The sequence below is a fragment of the Algibacter aquimarinus genome, assembly GCF_039543265.1.
Classification (GTDB): Bacteria; Bacteroidota; Bacteroidia; order Flavobacteriales; family Flavobacteriaceae; genus Algibacter_B; species Algibacter_B aquimarinus.
On sequence record NZ_BAABJK010000004.1, the window covers coordinates 462,964 to 481,985 of the forward strand.

At 32.1% G+C, this 19,022-nt stretch carries 17 protein-coding genes; 11 read left to right on the forward strand and 6 right to left on the reverse strand.

All coding sequences use genetic code 11. From position 1 onward, the window contains the following. The first annotated feature begins 24 nt into the window (after positions 1–24). Positions 25–720, forward strand: a complete 696-nt coding sequence (locus tag ABD939_RS04970) for a hypothetical protein (protein WP_345165218.1) — start codon at positions 25–27, stop codon at positions 718–720. A 169-nt stretch (positions 721–889) separates the two neighbouring features. On the opposite strand, the gene ABD939_RS04975 is transcribed toward ABD939_RS04970, so the two are convergent. Continuing rightward, complete coding sequence (locus ABD939_RS04975; protein ID WP_345165219.1) at positions 890–1,690, reverse strand: class I SAM-dependent methyltransferase; 801 nt, start codon at positions 1,688–1,690, stop codon at positions 890–892. 34 nt (positions 1,691–1,724) lie between these two features. Between ABD939_RS04975 and ABD939_RS04980 the strand changes: the two genes are divergently transcribed. Further along, positions 1,725–2,372 (forward strand): hypothetical protein, encoded by a 648-nt coding sequence (locus ABD939_RS04980; protein WP_345165221.1) that lies wholly within the window; start codon positions 1,725–1,727, stop codon positions 2,370–2,372. A gap of 147 nt (positions 2,373–2,519) precedes the next feature. On the opposite strand, the gene ABD939_RS04985 is transcribed toward ABD939_RS04980, so the two are convergent. Continuing rightward, entirely contained in the window at positions 2,520–2,939 is a 420-nt protein-coding gene (locus tag ABD939_RS04985) for a (4Fe-4S)-binding protein (RefSeq protein WP_345165223.1), read from the reverse strand. A 117-nt stretch (positions 2,940–3,056) separates the two neighbouring features. Here ABD939_RS04985 and kynU point away from each other — a divergent pair, with 117 nt between their 5' ends. The 9 genes from kynU to ABD939_RS05030 all read left to right on the forward strand — a co-directional run bounded on the left by kynU (position 3,057) and on the right by ABD939_RS05030 (position 11,503). Further along, positions 3,057–4,328 carry a kynureninase gene (kynU, locus tag ABD939_RS04990; protein ID WP_345165226.1) on the forward strand — a complete coding sequence of 424 codons (1,272 nt, stop codon included), beginning with the start codon at positions 3,057–3,059 and terminating at the stop codon, positions 4,326–4,328. Further along, entirely contained in the window at positions 4,321–5,718 is a 1,398-nt protein-coding gene (locus ABD939_RS04995) for an FAD-dependent oxidoreductase (protein WP_345165229.1), read from the forward strand. Before kynU ends, ABD939_RS04995 begins: the two co-directional genes overlap by 8 nt. A 7-nt stretch (positions 5,719–5,725) precedes the next feature. Then, positions 5,726–6,127 carry a RidA family protein gene (locus ABD939_RS05000; RefSeq protein WP_345165232.1) on the forward strand — a complete coding sequence of 134 codons (402 nt, stop codon included), beginning with the start codon at positions 5,726–5,728 and terminating at the stop codon, positions 6,125–6,127. Beyond that, complete coding sequence (locus ABD939_RS05005; protein ID WP_345165234.1) at positions 6,128–6,871, forward strand: DUF6090 family protein; 744 nt, start codon at positions 6,128–6,130, stop codon at positions 6,869–6,871. Positions 6,872–6,877: 6 nt separating this feature from the next. Next, entirely contained in the window at positions 6,878–8,317 is a 1,440-nt protein-coding gene (locus ABD939_RS05010; protein ID WP_345167329.1) for an aldehyde dehydrogenase, read from the forward strand. 78 nt (positions 8,318–8,395) lie between these two features. Then, positions 8,396–9,178 carry an SDR family oxidoreductase gene (locus ABD939_RS05015; protein WP_345165237.1) on the forward strand — a complete coding sequence of 261 codons (783 nt, stop codon included), beginning with the start codon at positions 8,396–8,398 and terminating at the stop codon, positions 9,176–9,178. 27 nt (positions 9,179–9,205) lie between these two features. Further along, entirely contained in the window at positions 9,206–9,739 is a 534-nt protein-coding gene (locus ABD939_RS05020) for a 3-hydroxyanthranilate 3,4-dioxygenase (protein ID WP_345165238.1), read from the forward strand. Positions 9,740–9,776: 37 nt separating this feature from the next. Next, the gene (locus tag ABD939_RS05025; RefSeq protein ID WP_345165240.1) at positions 9,777–10,859 is read left to right on the forward strand and encodes an amidohydrolase family protein; all 1,083 of its coding nucleotides are present in this window, start codon (positions 9,777–9,779) and stop codon (positions 10,857–10,859) included. Further along, positions 10,859–11,503 carry an O-methyltransferase gene (locus tag ABD939_RS05030; RefSeq protein ID WP_345165242.1) on the forward strand — a complete coding sequence of 215 codons (645 nt, stop codon included), beginning with the start codon at positions 10,859–10,861 and terminating at the stop codon, positions 11,501–11,503. The genes ABD939_RS05025 and ABD939_RS05030 overlap by 1 nt, the downstream gene beginning before the upstream one ends. Position 11,504: 1 nt before the next feature. Here the strand turns inward: ABD939_RS05030 and ABD939_RS05035 are convergent, their stop codons facing one another. From ABD939_RS05035 to ABD939_RS05050, 4 genes are all read right to left on the reverse strand, one after another. Continuing rightward, positions 11,505–13,790 (reverse strand): ATP-binding protein, encoded by a 2,286-nt coding sequence (locus tag ABD939_RS05035; RefSeq protein WP_345165245.1) that lies wholly within the window; start codon positions 13,788–13,790, stop codon positions 11,505–11,507. 133 nt (positions 13,791–13,923) lie between these two features. Further along, positions 13,924–14,211 carry a Sec-independent protein translocase subunit TatA/TatB gene (locus tag ABD939_RS05040; protein ID WP_345165248.1) on the reverse strand — a complete coding sequence of 96 codons (288 nt, stop codon included), beginning with the start codon at positions 14,209–14,211 and terminating at the stop codon, positions 13,924–13,926. 138 nt (positions 14,212–14,349) lie between these two features. After that, positions 14,350–16,644 (reverse strand): M1 family metallopeptidase, encoded by a 2,295-nt coding sequence (locus ABD939_RS05045; protein WP_345165251.1) that lies wholly within the window; start codon positions 16,642–16,644, stop codon positions 14,350–14,352. Positions 16,645–16,680: 36 nt separating this feature from the next. Further along, entirely contained in the window at positions 16,681–18,939 is a 2,259-nt protein-coding gene (locus ABD939_RS05050; RefSeq protein WP_345165254.1) for a M1 family metallopeptidase, read from the reverse strand. Positions 18,940–19,022: the final 83 nt, after the last annotated feature.

Sequence of the window (19,022 nt, forward strand, 5' to 3'; positions counted from 1 at the left end):
TGCCAACCATTAACTGAACAAATTATGTCAAAAAAACATATAATTTTTACACTTTTTTTACTAACATATCTAAATTCTTTTTCTCAAAGCATACCCAATGACACTATCGTCAAAAAAGACGGAACTAAAATTATTGACGATTTTAAAACAATAACTGTACATAAAGACTATTTAATTACAAGTACTTATGAAATAAGTATAGAAAGAATAGAGAGTATTAAAGATAAAGACTTAAAAAAGATAGCTACACCTCTTAAGGAAATAGACAAAGTAGTTACTAATGGAATATATCAAAAAAAACGTAAATTTTTAAATAAAAACGATGTGGTTTGGGAATCAAAAACAAATAACCATAAGAAAAAAGTATGGGTTCATTCTCGTTCTCAAAGTAAAACTGTAGTACTTCCAAATGGGAAATTAAAACTTTTACCCCTTTTAGTTGAGGGGGTATGTAATCTAACCTTTGATTTAAAATTCGGAAACTACACCAACCCTGATATACCACGTTATTATTACTATGTTCAACGTAAAGGAGAACAAAAAAGCACACTATTTAAAGGAGAGCCTAGAGAATTCATCAAGACTAAAAAAATAGAGTACTTTGACGATTGTATGAAAGCAAAAGAATTCATGTATCCCCATAAAAAACTGTCTCGATTACAAATTATCAAGCTAGTCAAGTTATATAACGAGCATTGTAACGACCAAAACCTTGATTAAAAAAAATAACGGTTGGCAATAATTTATAAGCGCAAATACGGTGAATTCTAATACGTCAATATCCACTCTGAATTAATTGCTAAGGTCAGTATCTAACCAAAAAACAATAAATTAAAATCAGTTTCTAACTTTTATACGAGACCGTTAAACAAACTTATAAAAAACCCTGTTACAACTTAGTGGCCTTCAAAGTAAAAATTAAAGGATACAATTTGTCTTTAGTAACATACATTCCAGAATTTGTTTTAACCAAATTAGGCAATACATCATAAGGACTTTCATCAAATTCATTTAAGTAATCAATATGTAATCCAGCTTCTGTTAAAGCATTAACAACTTCGCTTAAACCATGATTCCAACCATATTCTTTACTTACCATTTTAGAATTTTCGTTTGCATAGGTACCTTCATATTCTTCATAAATCACTTCATCTTGCATATAGCCATATGTCATCACAGGTTTTTCATTTAAATAATCGAACATCCAAACTATCGGGTGAAATTCTGCTATAAAAAATGTGCCACCTTTTTTTAGTTTTTCAGCAATCATTTTTCCCCAAGGTTTTAAATCGGGCAACCAGCCAATTACACCGTAACTTGTAAAAACAATATCAAATTTATCCTTTACAAATTCTGATGTTTCTAGAACGTTGCAACACACAAATTCCGAATCAAGCTTTAATTCATCATTTAATTTTTTAGCTAGTTTTATACCTTCATCACTTAAATCTACACCTATACATTTCGCACCTAATCTACTCCAACTTAAAGTATCTTGTCCAAAATGACATTGCAAATGCAATAACGACTTACCTAAAACATTACCTAAAGCCTGCAATTCATAAGGCATTAAAGAGGATTTTCCTCTTTTAAAAGCTTCTAAATTATACATATCGCTTTTAACATGTACTTTCACTTTATCATTCCAAGTGGCTTTATTAGTTTCAAAATAATTATCGTTGTTAGTCATTTTCTAAATGATATCTTTGTGAAAAATCTAAATTATGAAAAATTTATTAGTCGTTTTTTGTTTGGTAACGCTTTGCTATTCATGTAAACAAAAAGAAGAGAAAGTATTAAGTTCACCAGAATTGAGTACTGCTGAAAAAATAGCCAACGCACATGGTTTTGAACATTGGAAAAACGTATCCGAAATTCATTTTACTTTCAACAAAAAAAGGAATTGGACATGGAACCCAAAAACAGATGATGTTACATTAACCACAGAAAAAGACACCATAAACTACAACAGAAAATCAATAGATAGTATATCTCTAAAAGCTGATCGAGGGTTTATTAACGACAAGTTTTGGTTGTTAATTCCGTTTCAATTGGTTTGGGATTCTGGAACAACAATTTCTGACCCTATTAAAGAAACAGCTCCAATTAGTAAAATTGAAATGAATAAAATCACACTTCTATATAGTTCTGAAGGTGGCTATACTCCTGGCGATGCTTATGACATCTATTTTGAAGATGATTATATAATTAAAGAATGGGCATTTAGAAGAGGAAATAAACCTCAGGCAGGATTAACAAATACTTTTGAAAACTACCACAATTATAATGGCATTAAAATGGCTTCAGATCATAAGAACGGTAAAGGCGACTGGAATTTAACACTTACAGATATTAAAGTAAAAACAAATTAAATTTTTTGATTTTTGTTGTAATGATAACATCTAATTAACGACCAAAAACGTATATAAATTAAAGTATTATTTTTCCGCATTATGCGCCTATATATATCAAAGCCCCTCAAGTAATAGTTGAAGGGCTTTGCCTTTTTAAATGAGTTTTTAACCTTTAAATTCTGCTTTTACATGTGCACCATCACAATAGGGTTTGTTATCTGATTTTCCGCACCTGCAAAAAGCGGTTGTTTTATTTTTAGTTTCAGACGTCCCATTTTTATCAACAACATGTAAGGTTCCATAAACCAATAAAGGACCATTCTCTAAAACCTCAACTTTAGTCTCTAAAACCTCAGTAGATTTATCGCTTTCATCATTCATATAATAACGTAATGCCCCAGATGGACATTGCTTTACTTGATTAACAATAGCTTCGGTTTCAGCTTCATCCAATTTAATCCAAGGTCTTAATCTGGGTCTAAAAACTCTTGGTAAACCTTTGGCACAAATTGCCGAATGGATGCATTTCTCTGCTTCCCAAACCACAGTAGTTTCTCCGTTTGAATATTCTTTTATTTTTGCCATAACCTTAACTTTTTACTAAAGATACGAAAAAATCAATGCCTTTTAAACTTCTGTTCTCAGCATACATTTCTAACTTTATAATTCTTATTTTTGTTAGAAACCGAAAACCAAAACACTTTGTCCGACTATAAATTAGGCCTTGATTACGCATTAGAACAAGACCAAAAAGATGAATTAAAAGAGCACAGAAATCAATTTCATATTCCTAAAGACAAAATGGGAAATGAATGGATTTATATGACGGGAAACTCTTTAGGTCTTCAACCAAAACAAACAAAATTATATATTAATCAAGAACTTGAAGATTGGGCAAATTTAGGTGTTGAAGGACATTTGGAAGCAAAAAACCCTTGGTTAGCATATCATGAGTTTTTAACTGAAAGTATGGCTAAAGTAGTAGGTGCAAAACCTATTGAAGTTATTGTGATGAATACACTTACTGCCAATTTACATTTTATGATGGTATCGTTTTACAAGCCTACAAAAGCACGTTATAAAATACTTATTGAAAGTGATGCATTTCCTTCTGATAAATATGCTGTGGAATCTCAATTACGCCATCATGGATATGATGATAAAGAAGGATTAATTCTTTGGAAACCTAGAGAGAATGAAGAGTTACTTAATTATGAAGATTTAGAAACTATTTTAGAAGAACAAGGTGACGAAATCGCACTCATTATGATTGGTGGTGTTAATTATTACACTGGGCAATTTTTCGATTTAAAACGTATTACAAAACTAGGTCATAAATACGGATGCACTGTTGGTTTTGATTGTGCACACGGCGCAGGAAATGTAGCGTTAAATCTTCACGATTCTGGTGCAGATTTTGCCGTGTGGTGCACTTATAAATACTTAAACTCCGGACCAGGCAGTTTGGCAGGTTGTTTTGTTCATGAAAAACATGCTTACAGAAAAGATTTAAACCGATTTACAGGCTGGTGGAGCCATAACAAAAAAACACGTTTTAATATGCGTGGAGAATTTGACCAATTACCAGGAGCTGAGGGTTGGCAATTAAGTAATCCCCCTATATTATCAATGGCGGCCATAAAAGCCTCTTTAGACATGTTTAACAGCGTTGGCATGGAAAAGTTATTAGTCAAATCAAAAAAACTAACGGGCTATTTTGAGTTTTTGCTAAAACAATTAGGTGAAAACACCATCAGAATTATAACACCAAGCAAACCTGAAGAACGCGGTTGCCAATTATCAATACAAGTTAAAAGTGCAGATAAAACACTACATAATAAATTAACCGAGATTGGAATTATTAGCGACTGGAGAGAACCTGATGTTATACGATGCGCACCAGTTCCTCTTTATAATTCTTTTGAAGACGTGTATAAATTGGTTGAAAAATTGAAATCAATATTAAATGGATAAAAAACAAAACATCCTAATAATAGGTGCAGGTTTATGTGGCTCATTACTAGCTTTACGAATGGGACAACGAGGATATAACGTATCAGTTTACGAAATGCGCCAAGACTTAAGAAAAGTAGATATATCAGCAGGTCGTTCTATAAACTTAGCCTTCTCAGATCGCGGTAATAAAGCCATGAAACTTGTTGGTTTAGAAGACAAAGTAAAAGCACTTTGCATTCCTATGAACGGGCGAATGATTCATGATGATCATGGTAAAACTTTTCAATCCAATTATAGCGGTAGAGACCATGAATACATAAATTCTATTTCAAGAGGTGAATTGAATGCATTACTTTTAAATGAAGCTGAAAAGCATGATAATGTTAACATCTATTTCAATAAAAAATGTAAATCTGTTGATTTTGAAAAAACCACAGCCTTATTTACAGATTATAACAATGAAGATGACTTTATTGAAGATGCTGATATTATTATAGCCACAGATGGAGCTGGGTCCGCTATGCGAAAAAGTTATTATTTAGGTAAAAAATTCCTATTTAGTTTCTCTCAAGCTTATTTAACGCATGGTTACAAAGAATTAAGTATTCTTCCCAAAGAAAACGGTGATTATAAAATTTATAAAAACGCCCTACACATATGGCCTCGAGGAAGTTTTATGTTAATAGCCCTTCCAAATTTAGATGGTAGTTTTACGGTAACCTTATTTTTAAGCTATGATGAAGGTAAGTACAATTTCAATAACCTGATAAATCAAGATATGGTTCTTGAATTTTTCCGTGAGGAATTTCCAGACACTCTAGCGGTAATGCCAAATTTAGTGGATGATTTTTTCAAAAACCCGACAGCTCCCCTAGGTACTATAAAATGCTCACCTTGGCATTATAAGGGAAATACACTTTTAATGGGAGATGCAGCTCATGCCATTGTTCCTTTCTACGGGCAAGGGATGAATGCTTCTTTTGAAGATGTAGTTGAGTTTGATAAGGTTTTAGATAAAAATTTAGCCGATTGGGAAAGTACCTTCAAAGCTTTTGAAAAGGCTCGTAAAAAAGATACAGACTCCATAGCAGATTTAGCCATTGATAACTTTCATGAAATGAAAGACCATGTTGCCAACCCTATATTCCAAGAAAAGCGTAAATTAGAAATGGCTTTAGAAAAAACATTTCCGGATGACTATTCTTCAAAATATTCATTAGTAACATTTAATGAAGATATTGGTTATAGAGAAGCTATGCTTAGAGGTCGCGCACAAGACAAGGCTATTTTAAATCTATTAACAGATGGTGTAATAACTTTGGATGACGATTTAAAAACGACCTTAAAAAAAGTAACACAAGAAACTGAAGCTATTCTTGAAGACGATAGAATTGCTGGATTAAAATAATAAAACTATGAGTGATAAAGTAACTCCAAGGGGTGCATACCCGCATACCAAACGTGTTGGCGATTTTATATTTGTATCTGGAACCAGTTCTAGAAGAGCAGATAACACTATAGCTGGCGTTGATATTATTGACGAGATGGGAACCAAACATTTAAATATTGAAGTTCAAACTCGTGAAGTTTTAAAAAATATTGAAAAGAATTTAGCCAATGAAGGAGCCACTTTAAAAGACGTGGTTGATGTAACTTCGTTCTTAGTTAATATGAACGATTTTGCTGGCTACAACAAGGCTTATGCAACATTTTTTGACAAAGAAACAGGTCCTACTAGAACTACGGTAGCAGTACATCAATTACCGCATCCAGATTTAGTGGTTGAGATTAAGGTTATGGCTTATAAAAAACTGTAAATGATTAAATTCTTTCGAAAAATTCGTCAAAACTTACTCATGGAAAATAAAAATTCAAAATATTTTAAATATGCTATTGGTGAAATTATCCTTGTAGTTATTGGTATTTTGATTGCACTTCAAATTAATAATTGGAATGAAAGCAGAAAAGACAAAAAAGAAGAGCATTCTATTCTACAAAATCTACATGATGAGTTTTCTGAAAACAAAAAACTACTAAAAGCTACACAGTTAGAATCTAAGGCTGCAAAAAAAGTAGGTATATCAATTATGTCATTTTTTGGTAAACCGCAAGACGTTATAAGGCAACATAATGTTGATAGCCTCCTATTTATTGCTCTTGAAACTGGTGAGTTTCGACCAAGTGAGAATACGATAAATGATCTTATTCAATCTGGGCGTTTAAAACTGCTTGAAAATAAAAAACTCAAAGTATTATTATATCAATGGCAGAGTGATTTAAAGAGTTTAGATGTTAGTTTTGAACGCGTTGAACAAAAGATTGACAATGAATTAGTTCCTTATTTATCAAAAAATTATGCATTAAAGGATATAGATAAATATGGAGCTTTAAATTGGAAAGAAAACTCAAAACTTCAAATAAATAAATACGAAATTTTCAACGATATTGAATTCGAAAATATTACAGACGACTATTTGTATAGAGTTTTTTCGGCCGAAAGAAAACTTAATGAAATAGAAGAAATTATAAACGATATATTAAAAGAAACCAAATACCAATAATTTTTGATAACAATCCAAAACTTCATAAAAGGCAAATTCGAAAATCCAATCTCAAATGAATGGCTAGACAATTATTGTCCTGAAAACGGTGATGTTTATGGACAAATACCTAGCTCATCAAAAGACGACATAGAAAAAGCATTTAAAGCCGCAAAAACAGCTTTTAAGTCCTGGAGTTTAACAACTTTAGAAGAGCGTAGTAGAATTTTGATTAAAATTTCAGAGTTATTGGAAGATAACATTCAAAGATTTGCTGAAGCTGAAAGTAAAGACAATGGTAAACCCATTAGTTTAGCAAAAGCTATAGATATTCCTAGAGCTGCAAGTAACTTCCGCTTTTTTGGACATGCCATAACACAATTCGCTAGCGAAAGTCACGAAAGTGTTGGACATGATGCTATAAACTATACTTTACGACAACCTATTGGTGTTGTGGGTTGTATTTCACCTTGGAACCTTCCACTCTATTTATTCACATGGAAAATAGCACCAGCCATAGCTGCTGGAAATTGTGTGGTTGCAAAACCAAGCGAAGTTACTCCAATGACAGCCTATCTATTAGGAGAAATCTGCAATGAAGCTGGCTTACCAAAGGGAGTTTTAAATATTGTTCATGGTTTAGGAACAACAACGGGGCAAGCCATAGTTGAGCATCCAGAGATTAAAGCCATTTCGTTTACTGGTGGTACACAAACAGGAGCACATATAGCCAAAGTTGCAGCGCCAATGTTTAAAAAGTTATCTTTAGAATTAGGTGGTAAAAATCCAAACATCATTTTTGCAGATTGTGATTACGATGATATGTTGGCTACAACAGTGCGTTCATCCTTTGCTAATCAAGGACAAATTTGTTTATGTGGTAGCAGAATTTTTGTTGAAACTTCTATTTATGACAAATTCAAAGTTGATTTTGTTAAAAAAGTAAAACAACTTAAAGTTGGACATCCATCAAGAGTTACAACCGATATTGGAGCTATAGTTTCAAAACAACATTTAGAAAAAGTTTTAGGTTATATTGATATTGCAAAAAAAGAAGGAGGAAATATACTTTGTGGTGGACGTCAAATTTTAGTTGACAATTATGAAAATGGTTATTATTTAGAACCTACAGTCATTGAAATTTCAAATAATGAATGTCGTGTAAACCAAGAAGAAATATTCGGACCTGTAGTTACTATTATGCCATTTAATAACGAAGACGATGTGCTTGAAATGGCCAATAAAGTAAAGTACGGTTTATCAGCTACACTTTGGACAAATAACTTAAAACGCACGATGCGCTTGAGCAACCAATTACAAGCTGGAATTATTTGGGTAAATACTTGGATGCTGCGTGATTTACGCACACCCTTTGGGGGCATAAAAACTTCAGGTGTTGGACGTGAAGGCGGTTTTGAAGCCTTACGTTTTTTTACAGAACCCAAAAACGTATGTATTAAATACTAGTTCAAATAGAGGTAACAACCTCTAAGAATAAAAATATTAATTAAAAAGACTTCTGTCTTTGCGAGAATAGAAAAGAATATGGATTTAAAATTAAATAATAAAAACGCGTTAGTTTGTGGAAGTACACAAGGTATCGGGAGAGCAACAGCTAAGGCACTAGCTGTAGAAGGCGTAAACATAACCCTTGTTGCCAGAAACAGAGAGAAACTTAAAGAAGTATTAGCTGAACTGCCAAACCAAGGAAATCATAATTATATTGTGGCTGACTTTTCTAATCCACGAGAATTACAAGAGCAAGTTATTAAATTTATTGAAAAGGAACATGGATTCCATATTGTTATAAATAATACCGGAGGCCCAAGAAGTGGAGGAATTTTAACTGCCAGTTTAGAAGCTTTTGAAAATGCTTTTACCATGCATCTTAAATGCAACCATCTTTTGGCTCAGGCAACCATTCCTTTCATGAAAGAAGAAGGATTTGGAAGGATAATTAATGTAATTTCTACATCTGTTAAAGAACCCATCCCTGGTCTGGGCGTAAGTAATACAATTAGAGGAGCTGTTGGTAACTGGAGTAAAACATTATCCATTGAAGTTGCAGAATTTGGTATTACAGTAAATAATGTTCTACCAGGTTTTACAGACACCGAACGATTAACTGAAATTATTAAAATTAAAGCGAATATTGAAGAGCGCTCTATAGAAGACATGACCGAGATTATGAAAAATTATACGCCTGCGAAACGTTTTGCTAAACCAGAAGAAACAGCAAATGCCATTACATTTTTAGCTAGCGAAGCTGCAAGTTATATTAATGGAATTAACGTTCCTGTTGATGGAGGTCGTACAAAAAGTTTGTAACTTTAAAGAGATATAAAATATATAAGCATGAGCAATTTAGTATCACCCATAAATTTTAAAGCTTGGATTGAAGAAAACAGACATCTTTTAAAACCACCTGTTGGCAATAAAGTGGTTTGGAAAGACGGGGATTTCATCGTTATGGTTGTTGGTGGACCCAATAGCAGAAAGGATTATCATTACAATGAAACACCAGAATTTTTCTATCAGGTTGAAGGCGATATTGTTTTAAAAGTAATAGATAAAGGAACTCCAAAAGATATTCACATAAAAGAAGGTGAAATATTTTTATTACCTCCTAAAGTACCACATTCACCTCAGCGCGGAGCAAATACTGTTGGTTTGGTTATTGAGTATCCTAGAGAAAAAGGCGTTAAAGATGCACTACTTTGGTTTTGTGAAAATTGTGTGACAAAACTTTATGAAGAAGATTTTACATTAGACAATATAGAAACAGATATGCCTAAAATTTTTGACAAATATTATGGTGATAAAAATAAGCGCAGTTGCCCAAATTGTGGAGAAATTATGCAACCACCAAAAAAAGTAAAAATAGATTAAACATAACTAAAGATTCCTGACCTCTCAGGACCTGAACATGAAACGCAAACTTAGAATTAATGGTCATTCACACTTACTGCCTTATCCAGAAGAAATTCCAGAATTCATGCGTGAAAAAGGTATTTTTTGGGTAGATAAAGACCGAAAATTCATGCTTCAAAAAGGATGGAAACGCCCTGTTACTGATTCTAGTTTTTTCCTAGATGAAAAACTAGAATGGATGGAACGCAACAAATTAGACCATGCCGTGGTTCTTAATTTATCGCAATTATATGGTAATGGTTTGCGTGTTGAAGAAATGAAAAAAGCACTACGCTTTCAGAATGACTTTAATGCTAAAGTTCAGCATGATAGTCCAAGTAAATTTACCTGCGGCTTTGTGGTACATCCTGCTTTTATTAGAAGTGCTTGTTGGGAAATTGAGCGTTGTGTAGAAAATCATGGTATGCAATTATTATGCCTACCAACACATTATATGGATACCATTGGGACTTGGCGTTGTATTTTTGATGAAGAAAACGAGCCTATTTTTGAATTGGCTGACAAATATAATTTAGCAGTTGAAATTCACCCATATGATGGAGAGAAATTCATAAAATTAGAAAACACCTCTTGGCGTTTTCACTTAATTTGGATGTTAGCACAATGTGCTGATGCCTACCATTTTTTGACTTTAAATGGTTACCAAGAAAAATTCCCAAATATGAGAACTTGTTTTGCTCATGGCGGACAGTTAGCTCAAATTAATTTAGGCAGACGTATTCAAGGGTTTGATGGCAGACCAGATTTATTTGAAGGGAAACACCACCCTAGAAAAGCCGTAGGACATAAGAATATTTTCTTTGACACTTTAGTACACGATACTGGTGGTTTAGAGTTACTAATCAGAAATCATGGCTCTAAACAGGTAATTATGGGTTTAGATGACCCATATCCATTAGGTGAAATGGAAAGCGATAAACAATCATCATACCCTGGGAAAATATTAGACTTAGCTGTAGAAAGAGAAATTATTACCAAAAATGAATATGATGATATTTGGGAAAATAATGTAATTCAATGGTTATGCGGTGAAGATAAAATAGCAAAAGATAATTTAGTAAACAGAATTTTAAGTTAATGCATTTTATACCTGACGACTTAGACGATTATGTAGTAGCTCACTCTGCTGATGAACCAGAATTGCTACAACAACTAAATAGAGAAACGTACCAAAAAATTTTACAACCCAGAATGCTTAGTGGGCATTATCAAGGTAGGGTTCTAAGTATGATTTCTAAACTTGTTAACCCTAAAAACATATTAGAAATTGGTACTTATACTGGCTATTCGGCACTATGTTTAGCTGAAGGCATGCAAAGTAATGGTGAAATACATACTATAGATATAAATGAAGAATTAGTTGATTTTCAGCGTAAATACTTTGATAAATCTGGTTATGGAAATAAAATTTATCAGTATTTGGGGAATGCCCTCGAAATTATACCTAAACTCGATATTTCTTTCGATTTAGTTTTTATAGATGCAGACAAAGAAAACTATTCAAATTACTTTAATGTAATTATCGACAAATTACATTCTGGTGCAATCATCTTATCTGATAATGTTCTTTGGAGCGGTAAGGTTTTAGATACCTCGTTTAAAAAAGAAGACACTTCTACTCCAGCTTTAATTGAATATAATAAGCTTTTAAAAAATGACAAACGTATTGAAACGGTTGTTTTACCTATTCGAGATGGCTTAACTATAAGTAGAAAACTATAATTTAAGATACTTTTTCTAATGTTTTACTAAAGTTTTTACTTAACTCTATCTCAGAATCTATCATTTGGAAAAATTCAATATTATCAAAAGGTTTAGTTAAAATTCCGTTGAACCCTATGTCATCATAATTTTCTTTAACATGATCTATATCTGCTGCAGTAAGTGCTATAATAGGAATATTTGTGTCGAATTCCCTAATTAGTTTAGTGGCATCTACTCCATTCATTAGTGGCATATTAATATCCATTAAAATTAAATCAAAAGAGTTCTCTTTTACCGCTTTTAATGCATCTGAACCATTTTCAACTATCTTGCAACCGTAATTGTTTTTAGATAATAGGTTTTTAGTTACAATTTGATTTATTTTATTATCCTCAGCAACAAGAATTCTAAATCTGTTTTTTAGGTCAACTATTTTTACACCTGCCTTACTCTTATTTATATCAGTTTTTTTAATAGTGTTATCTATATCGAAACTAACATTAAAACTAAATGTTGAGCCAACACCTTCTTCACTTTCAAGCTCTATCTGGCTTCCAAACAATTCAACTATTCTTTTGGTTATTGAAAGGCCTAAACCAGTACCTTGATAATTAATATTTATATTATCGTCTAACTGAGAGAAATTATCAAATATGGTTTTAAATTTCTCTTTTGGTATTCCCACGCCATTATCTTCTACTTCGAATCGTAAATAAGCTTTTTCATTACTTAACTTTAGTGTTTTAACTCTTATTTTAATGCGACCGCTTTCTGTGAATTTAATACTGTTACCCAATAAATTAATTATAACCTGTGACAACCTAACGCTGTCGCATTTAATAAACTCTGGTACATCATCATCAATTAATACTTCTAGTTTATTATTCGTTTCTTGAAGCCTAAAACTAAATGAGTTTGAATTATTTTTTATTAATTCTCTCAAATTCACAGACACATTTTTTAACTCAAGTGTTTGTGATTCCATTTTACCAAATTGCAACACATCATTTACTAAATTAAGAAGGTAATCGCCCGAATATTTTAAAGACGATATTAACTTACTGTCCTTAGTATTTAAATTATTTTTTTCTAATAATAAAGAGGTAATTCCTACCACACCATAGAGTGGTGTTCTTAGCTCATGCGTGACATTAGAAATAAATTTAGATTTAAGTTCTGATGATTTTTCAGCTGCTTTTCTAGCAATTTCTAACTCCTTATTTTGCTTACTTAAAACCTTAGTTAACTTTCTTTTTGAAGCATAACCTTTGTATAAAGTAATTAAACTAAACACTAAAAATATTAATGCACAAACAACAATTAAATTAATAGTTTTTATGCTATTAGCTACTTGCTTTTGATGAAACTGTTCTGCTATAGCTATTTCTGCATCGTTTTTATAACCTTCAATTAAAAGCTTTGTTCTAGTTATTATTTCATTATTAGATTTAGCTTCATTAATTAGTTTTTCTTTGTGCTTGTTGTAGTTAATTAAGGCAAAATAAGCGTCTTCGCGTTTATCAGCTTTTTCAAAAGCTAACGATAATTCTTTATAAACCTTACTTAAAACTAAATCTGACTCATAGTTATTTGTAATACCATTAGAATTTAAATGAATTGTTGCAGATTCAAATTTTTCAATAGCTGTATTATAAAGTTGAATATTCACATAATAAATACCGTATAAATAATTACAAAATCCTTTTAGGTACAAAGAATTGTTATCTGTTTTATTTTTTATTTTTTCCTCAACTCTTAAAAGATTAACTAATGCCTTATCTACTTCTCCTGTTTTAAGATAAAACTCACTAAGTTTCATTCTAATATCCAATAAAATGTTTTGGCATTTAATTTCATTATGAATATCGTCTGTTTTAGAATTACATTTAGAAATGTATTTAAGAGCATTTTCTAAATATGAAATAGCTTGAACTGAGGACTTTTCTATTATTTTAATTTCTCCTAATCTAAAAAAAGCTTGAGCAATTAAATAATCTTCATTAATTTTTTTAGCCTCCTCTAGCATTATTTTATAACAATTTTCTGCATGACCTAACTCTTGCATCATTGTATAAATTTTCCCTAAATTAAAATTAGAAATAGCCTTACCATAACTATCGTTTATTGAATCTGAAAGTTTATTAGCAAGATTAAATACTTTAAAAGATTCAACTATTTCATCATTATTAAAATGTAGTTGAGCCGAAGAATTAATACTATCTATTTTATGAATAATATCCCTTTCGGTTTGGCTAAATGCAAATGCAAAGCACAAGAAGAAACATACTAATAGGTAAGTTTTCATTGGTATATGTAATTAGATTTGGGATTATAAATGTAATTTCATTTCTAAGGTAGGAAACAAAAAATCGACAAAAAACTAAAAACATAGGTTGTTTGAACGAAAATTCAGCTCAAACAGGAATAATTTAAGGAAATTACAACTTTCTCTTAACAGAACCAGTAAAATCTTCTAAGTCGTCTTTTACTTTGTTAAGTTCTTTTTTTACATCTGAGGTAATACTAGTATCGATACCATTTTTTTCTGCAGTTTTGGTTATCTCATGCTTAATATCATTTGTAGCATCTTTAAGCGTTCGCATACCTTTACCCATACCTCTCGCTATTTCTGGTAACTTATCTGCACCAAATACCATAATTACTATAAATAGTATAAATGCTATTTCACCTCCTGATATAAATAAAAATGTAGCTTGTTGTATCACAATACAAATATAATGAGTTGTTTTATTACTATAAAGGATTTAATGATAGGTTTCCTATTTATTTTAACCTATTCGTCTTTTAAACCAAATAAAAAAGCCAACTTAAGAGTTGGCTTTAAAAAATGAAATATTAAAATTTTATCCTTTTATTTTATTTTTGAATTCATCAAACTTATTAGCTTTTGTCTTTTTGGGCCAAGAATTATTTGATGTATCTATATCTGCTGTTTTTAAATCTGGATCTACAGATATATTTACTATCTCTTTTTCAGAGGCTATTGTTCTAGTAACCTCTTTATCATTTAACCTCCATATTTGTGCAGGATATGTTTCTCGTTTGCTACTACCATCTGCATAAGTATACTCTACTATAATTGGCATTACCAAACCTCCTGGTTTATCAAAAGTAACACTATAAAAATATTTAGGTTCTTTTATAGTTTTACGTTGTTCTGGAGTGAAATTATCCATCAAATATTCTTTTAAAGTTGGTGAATTTTCTGATGGAGAACCTTTTTTCATATCTTCCTCAAAACCTTCGCTTCCTTCTTCAATCAGATAAACTAATTTATCTGCATCAACATTAAACCTATTGGCTATTCTTTTACCGTATTCATTTTGTTTAGATGTTACGTAGTATTTTTTTACGTCTTTTACACCTATGTCTACCCAGTCTGTTGTATAAAACCAGCCTCTCCAATACCAATCTAAATCAAAAGCAGAAGCATCTTCCATAGTTCTGAAGAAGTCTTCTGGTGTTGGGTGTTTAAACATCCAACGTTGTGCATATTCTCTGAAAGAATAATCAAATAATTCGGGTCCCATAACGGTTTCTCTTAAAATATTTAATGCAGTAGCAGGCTTACCATATGCATTATTCCCAAATTGATATGTATTAAGTCCTTTACTCATAATGGGTGCAATAAAATCTTGGTTACCTCCCATATATGGAACAATTTTACTCGCTGGACCACGACGATGTGGAAATTCTTTATCACCTTCGGAAAGCGCTTCAGGATACCATTTTCCGAAATCTAATTGCGCTACATATTGCACAAAAGAATTGAGCCCCTCGTCCATCCACGTCCATTGGCGTTCATCACTATTAACAATCATTGGAAAAAAATTGTGACCAACCTCGTGGATTATAACTCCTATCATCCCATATTTTACACGGTCGCTATAAGTTCCGTCTTTATTTGGACGTCCAAAATTATAACAAATCATTGGGTATTCCATTCCCATAGGTGCATGTACTGAAATTGCTTTATGATATGGATAATCGAATGTCATTCTTGAATATGACTTTAAAGTACTAGCTACTGTTTTAGTAGACCATTGTTCCCAAAGTGGGTTCCCTTCTTTAGAATACAACGATACAGCCATAACGTCTTTACTGCCTATTTTAACAGCCATCATATCCCAAATAAACTTACGAGACGTTGCAAAACCGAAGTCACGCACATTTTTTGCAGATAACTTCCATGTTTTTGTCTTATTACTTTTTGTTTTTTCAGTAACCTCAGCTTCTTCTTGTGTAACAATTAAAACAGGTTCTTTGTAAGATTTCTTAGCTTTTTCAAAACGTTTCATCATCGTTTGAGTAAAAACTTCTTTTCTATTCACAAGAACACCTGTACCATCTAATATATGGTCTGCTGGAACAGTAATATTTACATCAAAATTTCCGAATGGTAACGCAAATTCATCACGTCCCCAAAACTGAGAATTTTGCCAACCTTCAACATCATTGTAAACTGCCATTCTTGGATAAAATTGAGCCATAACATATATTCTGTTATTATTTTCCTCAAAATATTCATATCCTGAACGTCCGCCGTCTTTAACATGGTCGTTAATATTGTACCACCATTTAATTGCAAATGAGAATTGTTCGCCACTTTTCAAAACTTTTGGTAACTCAACTCGCATCATAGTTCTATTTATCATATGAGGTAAACTACTTCCTTTTGAATCTGTTACGCTTTCAATATTAAATCCACCATCAAAAGCCTCAGTCATAAATTGCTTAGCGAATCTATCGGCAGTTGTAGCTGGTCTATAATTACTACTTTGAATTAATGGTGTTTTTGAGTCTCTTGCTCGCATGTTTTGATCTAACTGTACCCAAAGATATTTAAGATCATCTGGTGAATTGTTAGTATATGTTATTGTTTCATTACCAAACAATCTTGCATTAACATCATCAATTTTAATATCCATTTTATAATCAGCTTGTTGCTGATAATAAGCAGGACCTGGCGCACCCGAACCCGTTCTGAACATATTTGGGGTAGCAAACTCTTCGTATAACTGTTTAAACTTGTTCGTGTTAGTATGACCTGTTTTTGAACTTTCTTCAGTTTTATTTTGAGCAAAAGCACTTACTGATATGAAAAATACAGCAACGAATAGATATTTTAATTTTATCATTCTTAATTATATTTATTTATAATGTTTGTTTTTTAATTAGCCTTTTACCTTTTCTTTAAATTGGTCAAATTTGTTTTCTTTAACTTTTTTAGGCCATGTATTATTTGAAGTATCAACATCAGCAGTTTCTAAGTCTGGATCAACTACAATACTTGTAATAGCTTTTTGTGTTCTAAAAACTTTTTTAACTTCATTTTCATTATACCTCCATATTTGCGCTGGATATGTTTTTCTTTCTTTTGTACCATCCTCATAAGTTAATTCCAAAATAATTGGCATTACTAGTCCGCCTGGTTTTTCAAAAGTAACCTCATAAAAATATTTCGGAGCTTCTTTAGCTCGAGATTTAAATTCCTCAGGAAGTGTTTCTATGTAATCATTTAAAAATTTAAAATCAGAAGCGCTTTTTTCATTTTCTATAACTTCTCCTTCTTCAGCCTCTGCAAAATACACTAGTTTATCTTTATATTCATCAAGGTTTAAATTGCTACGTTTAGCAACTTCTTTTGCTCTTTCTGTTGGTTGGTCTGTTAAGTAATATCTTTTTACTTCTTTCACACCAATATCTGTATAATCTGTGGTATAAAACCAACCTCTCCAAAACCAATCTAAATCCATAGCTGAGGCATCTTCCATTGTTCTGAAAAAATCTGCTGGTGTTGGGTGTTTAAACATCCATCGTTTTGAATACGTTCTAAAAGCGTGATCAAACAATTCTGGCCCCATAATGGTTTGTCTTAGCATATAAAGTCCTGCAGCTGGTTTTGTATATGCGTTTGGACCAAATTGATATACATAATCACCTTGCGACATTATTGGTGATAAATAACTTTGATCGCCTCCCATGTAAGGCACAATATCTTTTGGTAAATTACCTGTAATAAAGTTTGGATCGTAATCTAACTCAGCTAATATTTCAACAAAAGAATTTAAACCTTCGTCCATCCAAGTCCATTGGCGCTCATCGCTATTTACAATCATTGGGAAGAAGTTATGTCCAACTTCATGTGTAATTACACCAATCATTCCCCGTTTTAGTCTTTCAGAGTAAGTTCCATCAGGGTTTGGACGACCATAATTAAAACAAATCATAGGGTATTCCATCCCCATTTGCGCATGAACAGAAACCGCTTTGTTATACGGATAATCGAAAGTTAGTTTAGAATACTCTTCGAGTGTATTAGCAACAACTCTTGTAGAATGCTCTTCCCACAAAGGATTTCCTTCTTTAGAATATAAAGAAATAGCCATTACTGTTTTTCCATTGATATCAACCGCCATTGCATCCCAGATAAATTTTCTTGATGTTGCGAATGCAAAATCTCTTACTTTATCTGCCTTAAAATGCCATGTACTTTGCTTTTTACTTCTTTCTGTTTCAGCTTTTTCTGCCTCTTCTTGTGTTACAATAAAAACTGGATCTTTAAACGATTTTTTTGCTGTAGCAAAACGTTTTTGTTGCTCTCTTGATAAAACATCTTTTGGGTTTTGTAAAACACCTGTGGCTTCTAATTTATGATCTGAAGGCACTGTTAATTTTACATCATAATCTCCAAATTCTAAGGCAAATTCGCTTCTGCCCCAAAACTGCATATTTTGCCAGCCCTCAACATTATCATAAACACAAAGTCTTGGGAAAAACTGTGCTATTACAAAGGTGCTATTACCATCAGGAAAAGCTTCATAGCCAGACCTTCCTCCATCAAGAATATGATTGTTTATGTTATACCACCATTTAATTTGAAATTTAAAAACTTCACCCGGAGCTAATGGTTTTGGTAGGTTTATACGCATCATTGTTTGGTTTATTGTATGCGATAAATCTGATCCATCCTCGTTTTTAACATGCTCTATATTGAAACCACCATCAAAACGTGATTTTAAATTCGTGTTAGAAAAAGTTCGAGGACCATTAAATGCAGCATTAAAACTCTCAGAATTGATATCTGGTGTTTTAGAATCTTTAGCTCTCATATTTTGATCTAACTGAATCCATAAATACTCCAAATAATCTTTCGAGTTATTATGATATGTTATTTTCTCATCTCCGTAAAGCTGATGTTTGTCTTCATCCAAACGAATATCCATAACATAATCAACCTTTTGTTGTGTATATGCATGTCCTGGTGCTCCTGATGCTGTTCTAGTTTCATTTGGTGTAGCTAGAACATCTTTCATTTGCCTAAATTTGTTTTGATCGGTATGGCCCTGAGGCTTCTTACTTTCTTGCTCCTGTGCAAATAGTGATGAGGAAACAAATAATAAGGACAATAGGAAATAACTGATTCTTTTCATTTCAATTTTCGATTTAATTAATAGTTTTTTGATAATGGCTGTAGAAACCTAATGTTTTTCAACTAAAAACACCCGAAAGTAAT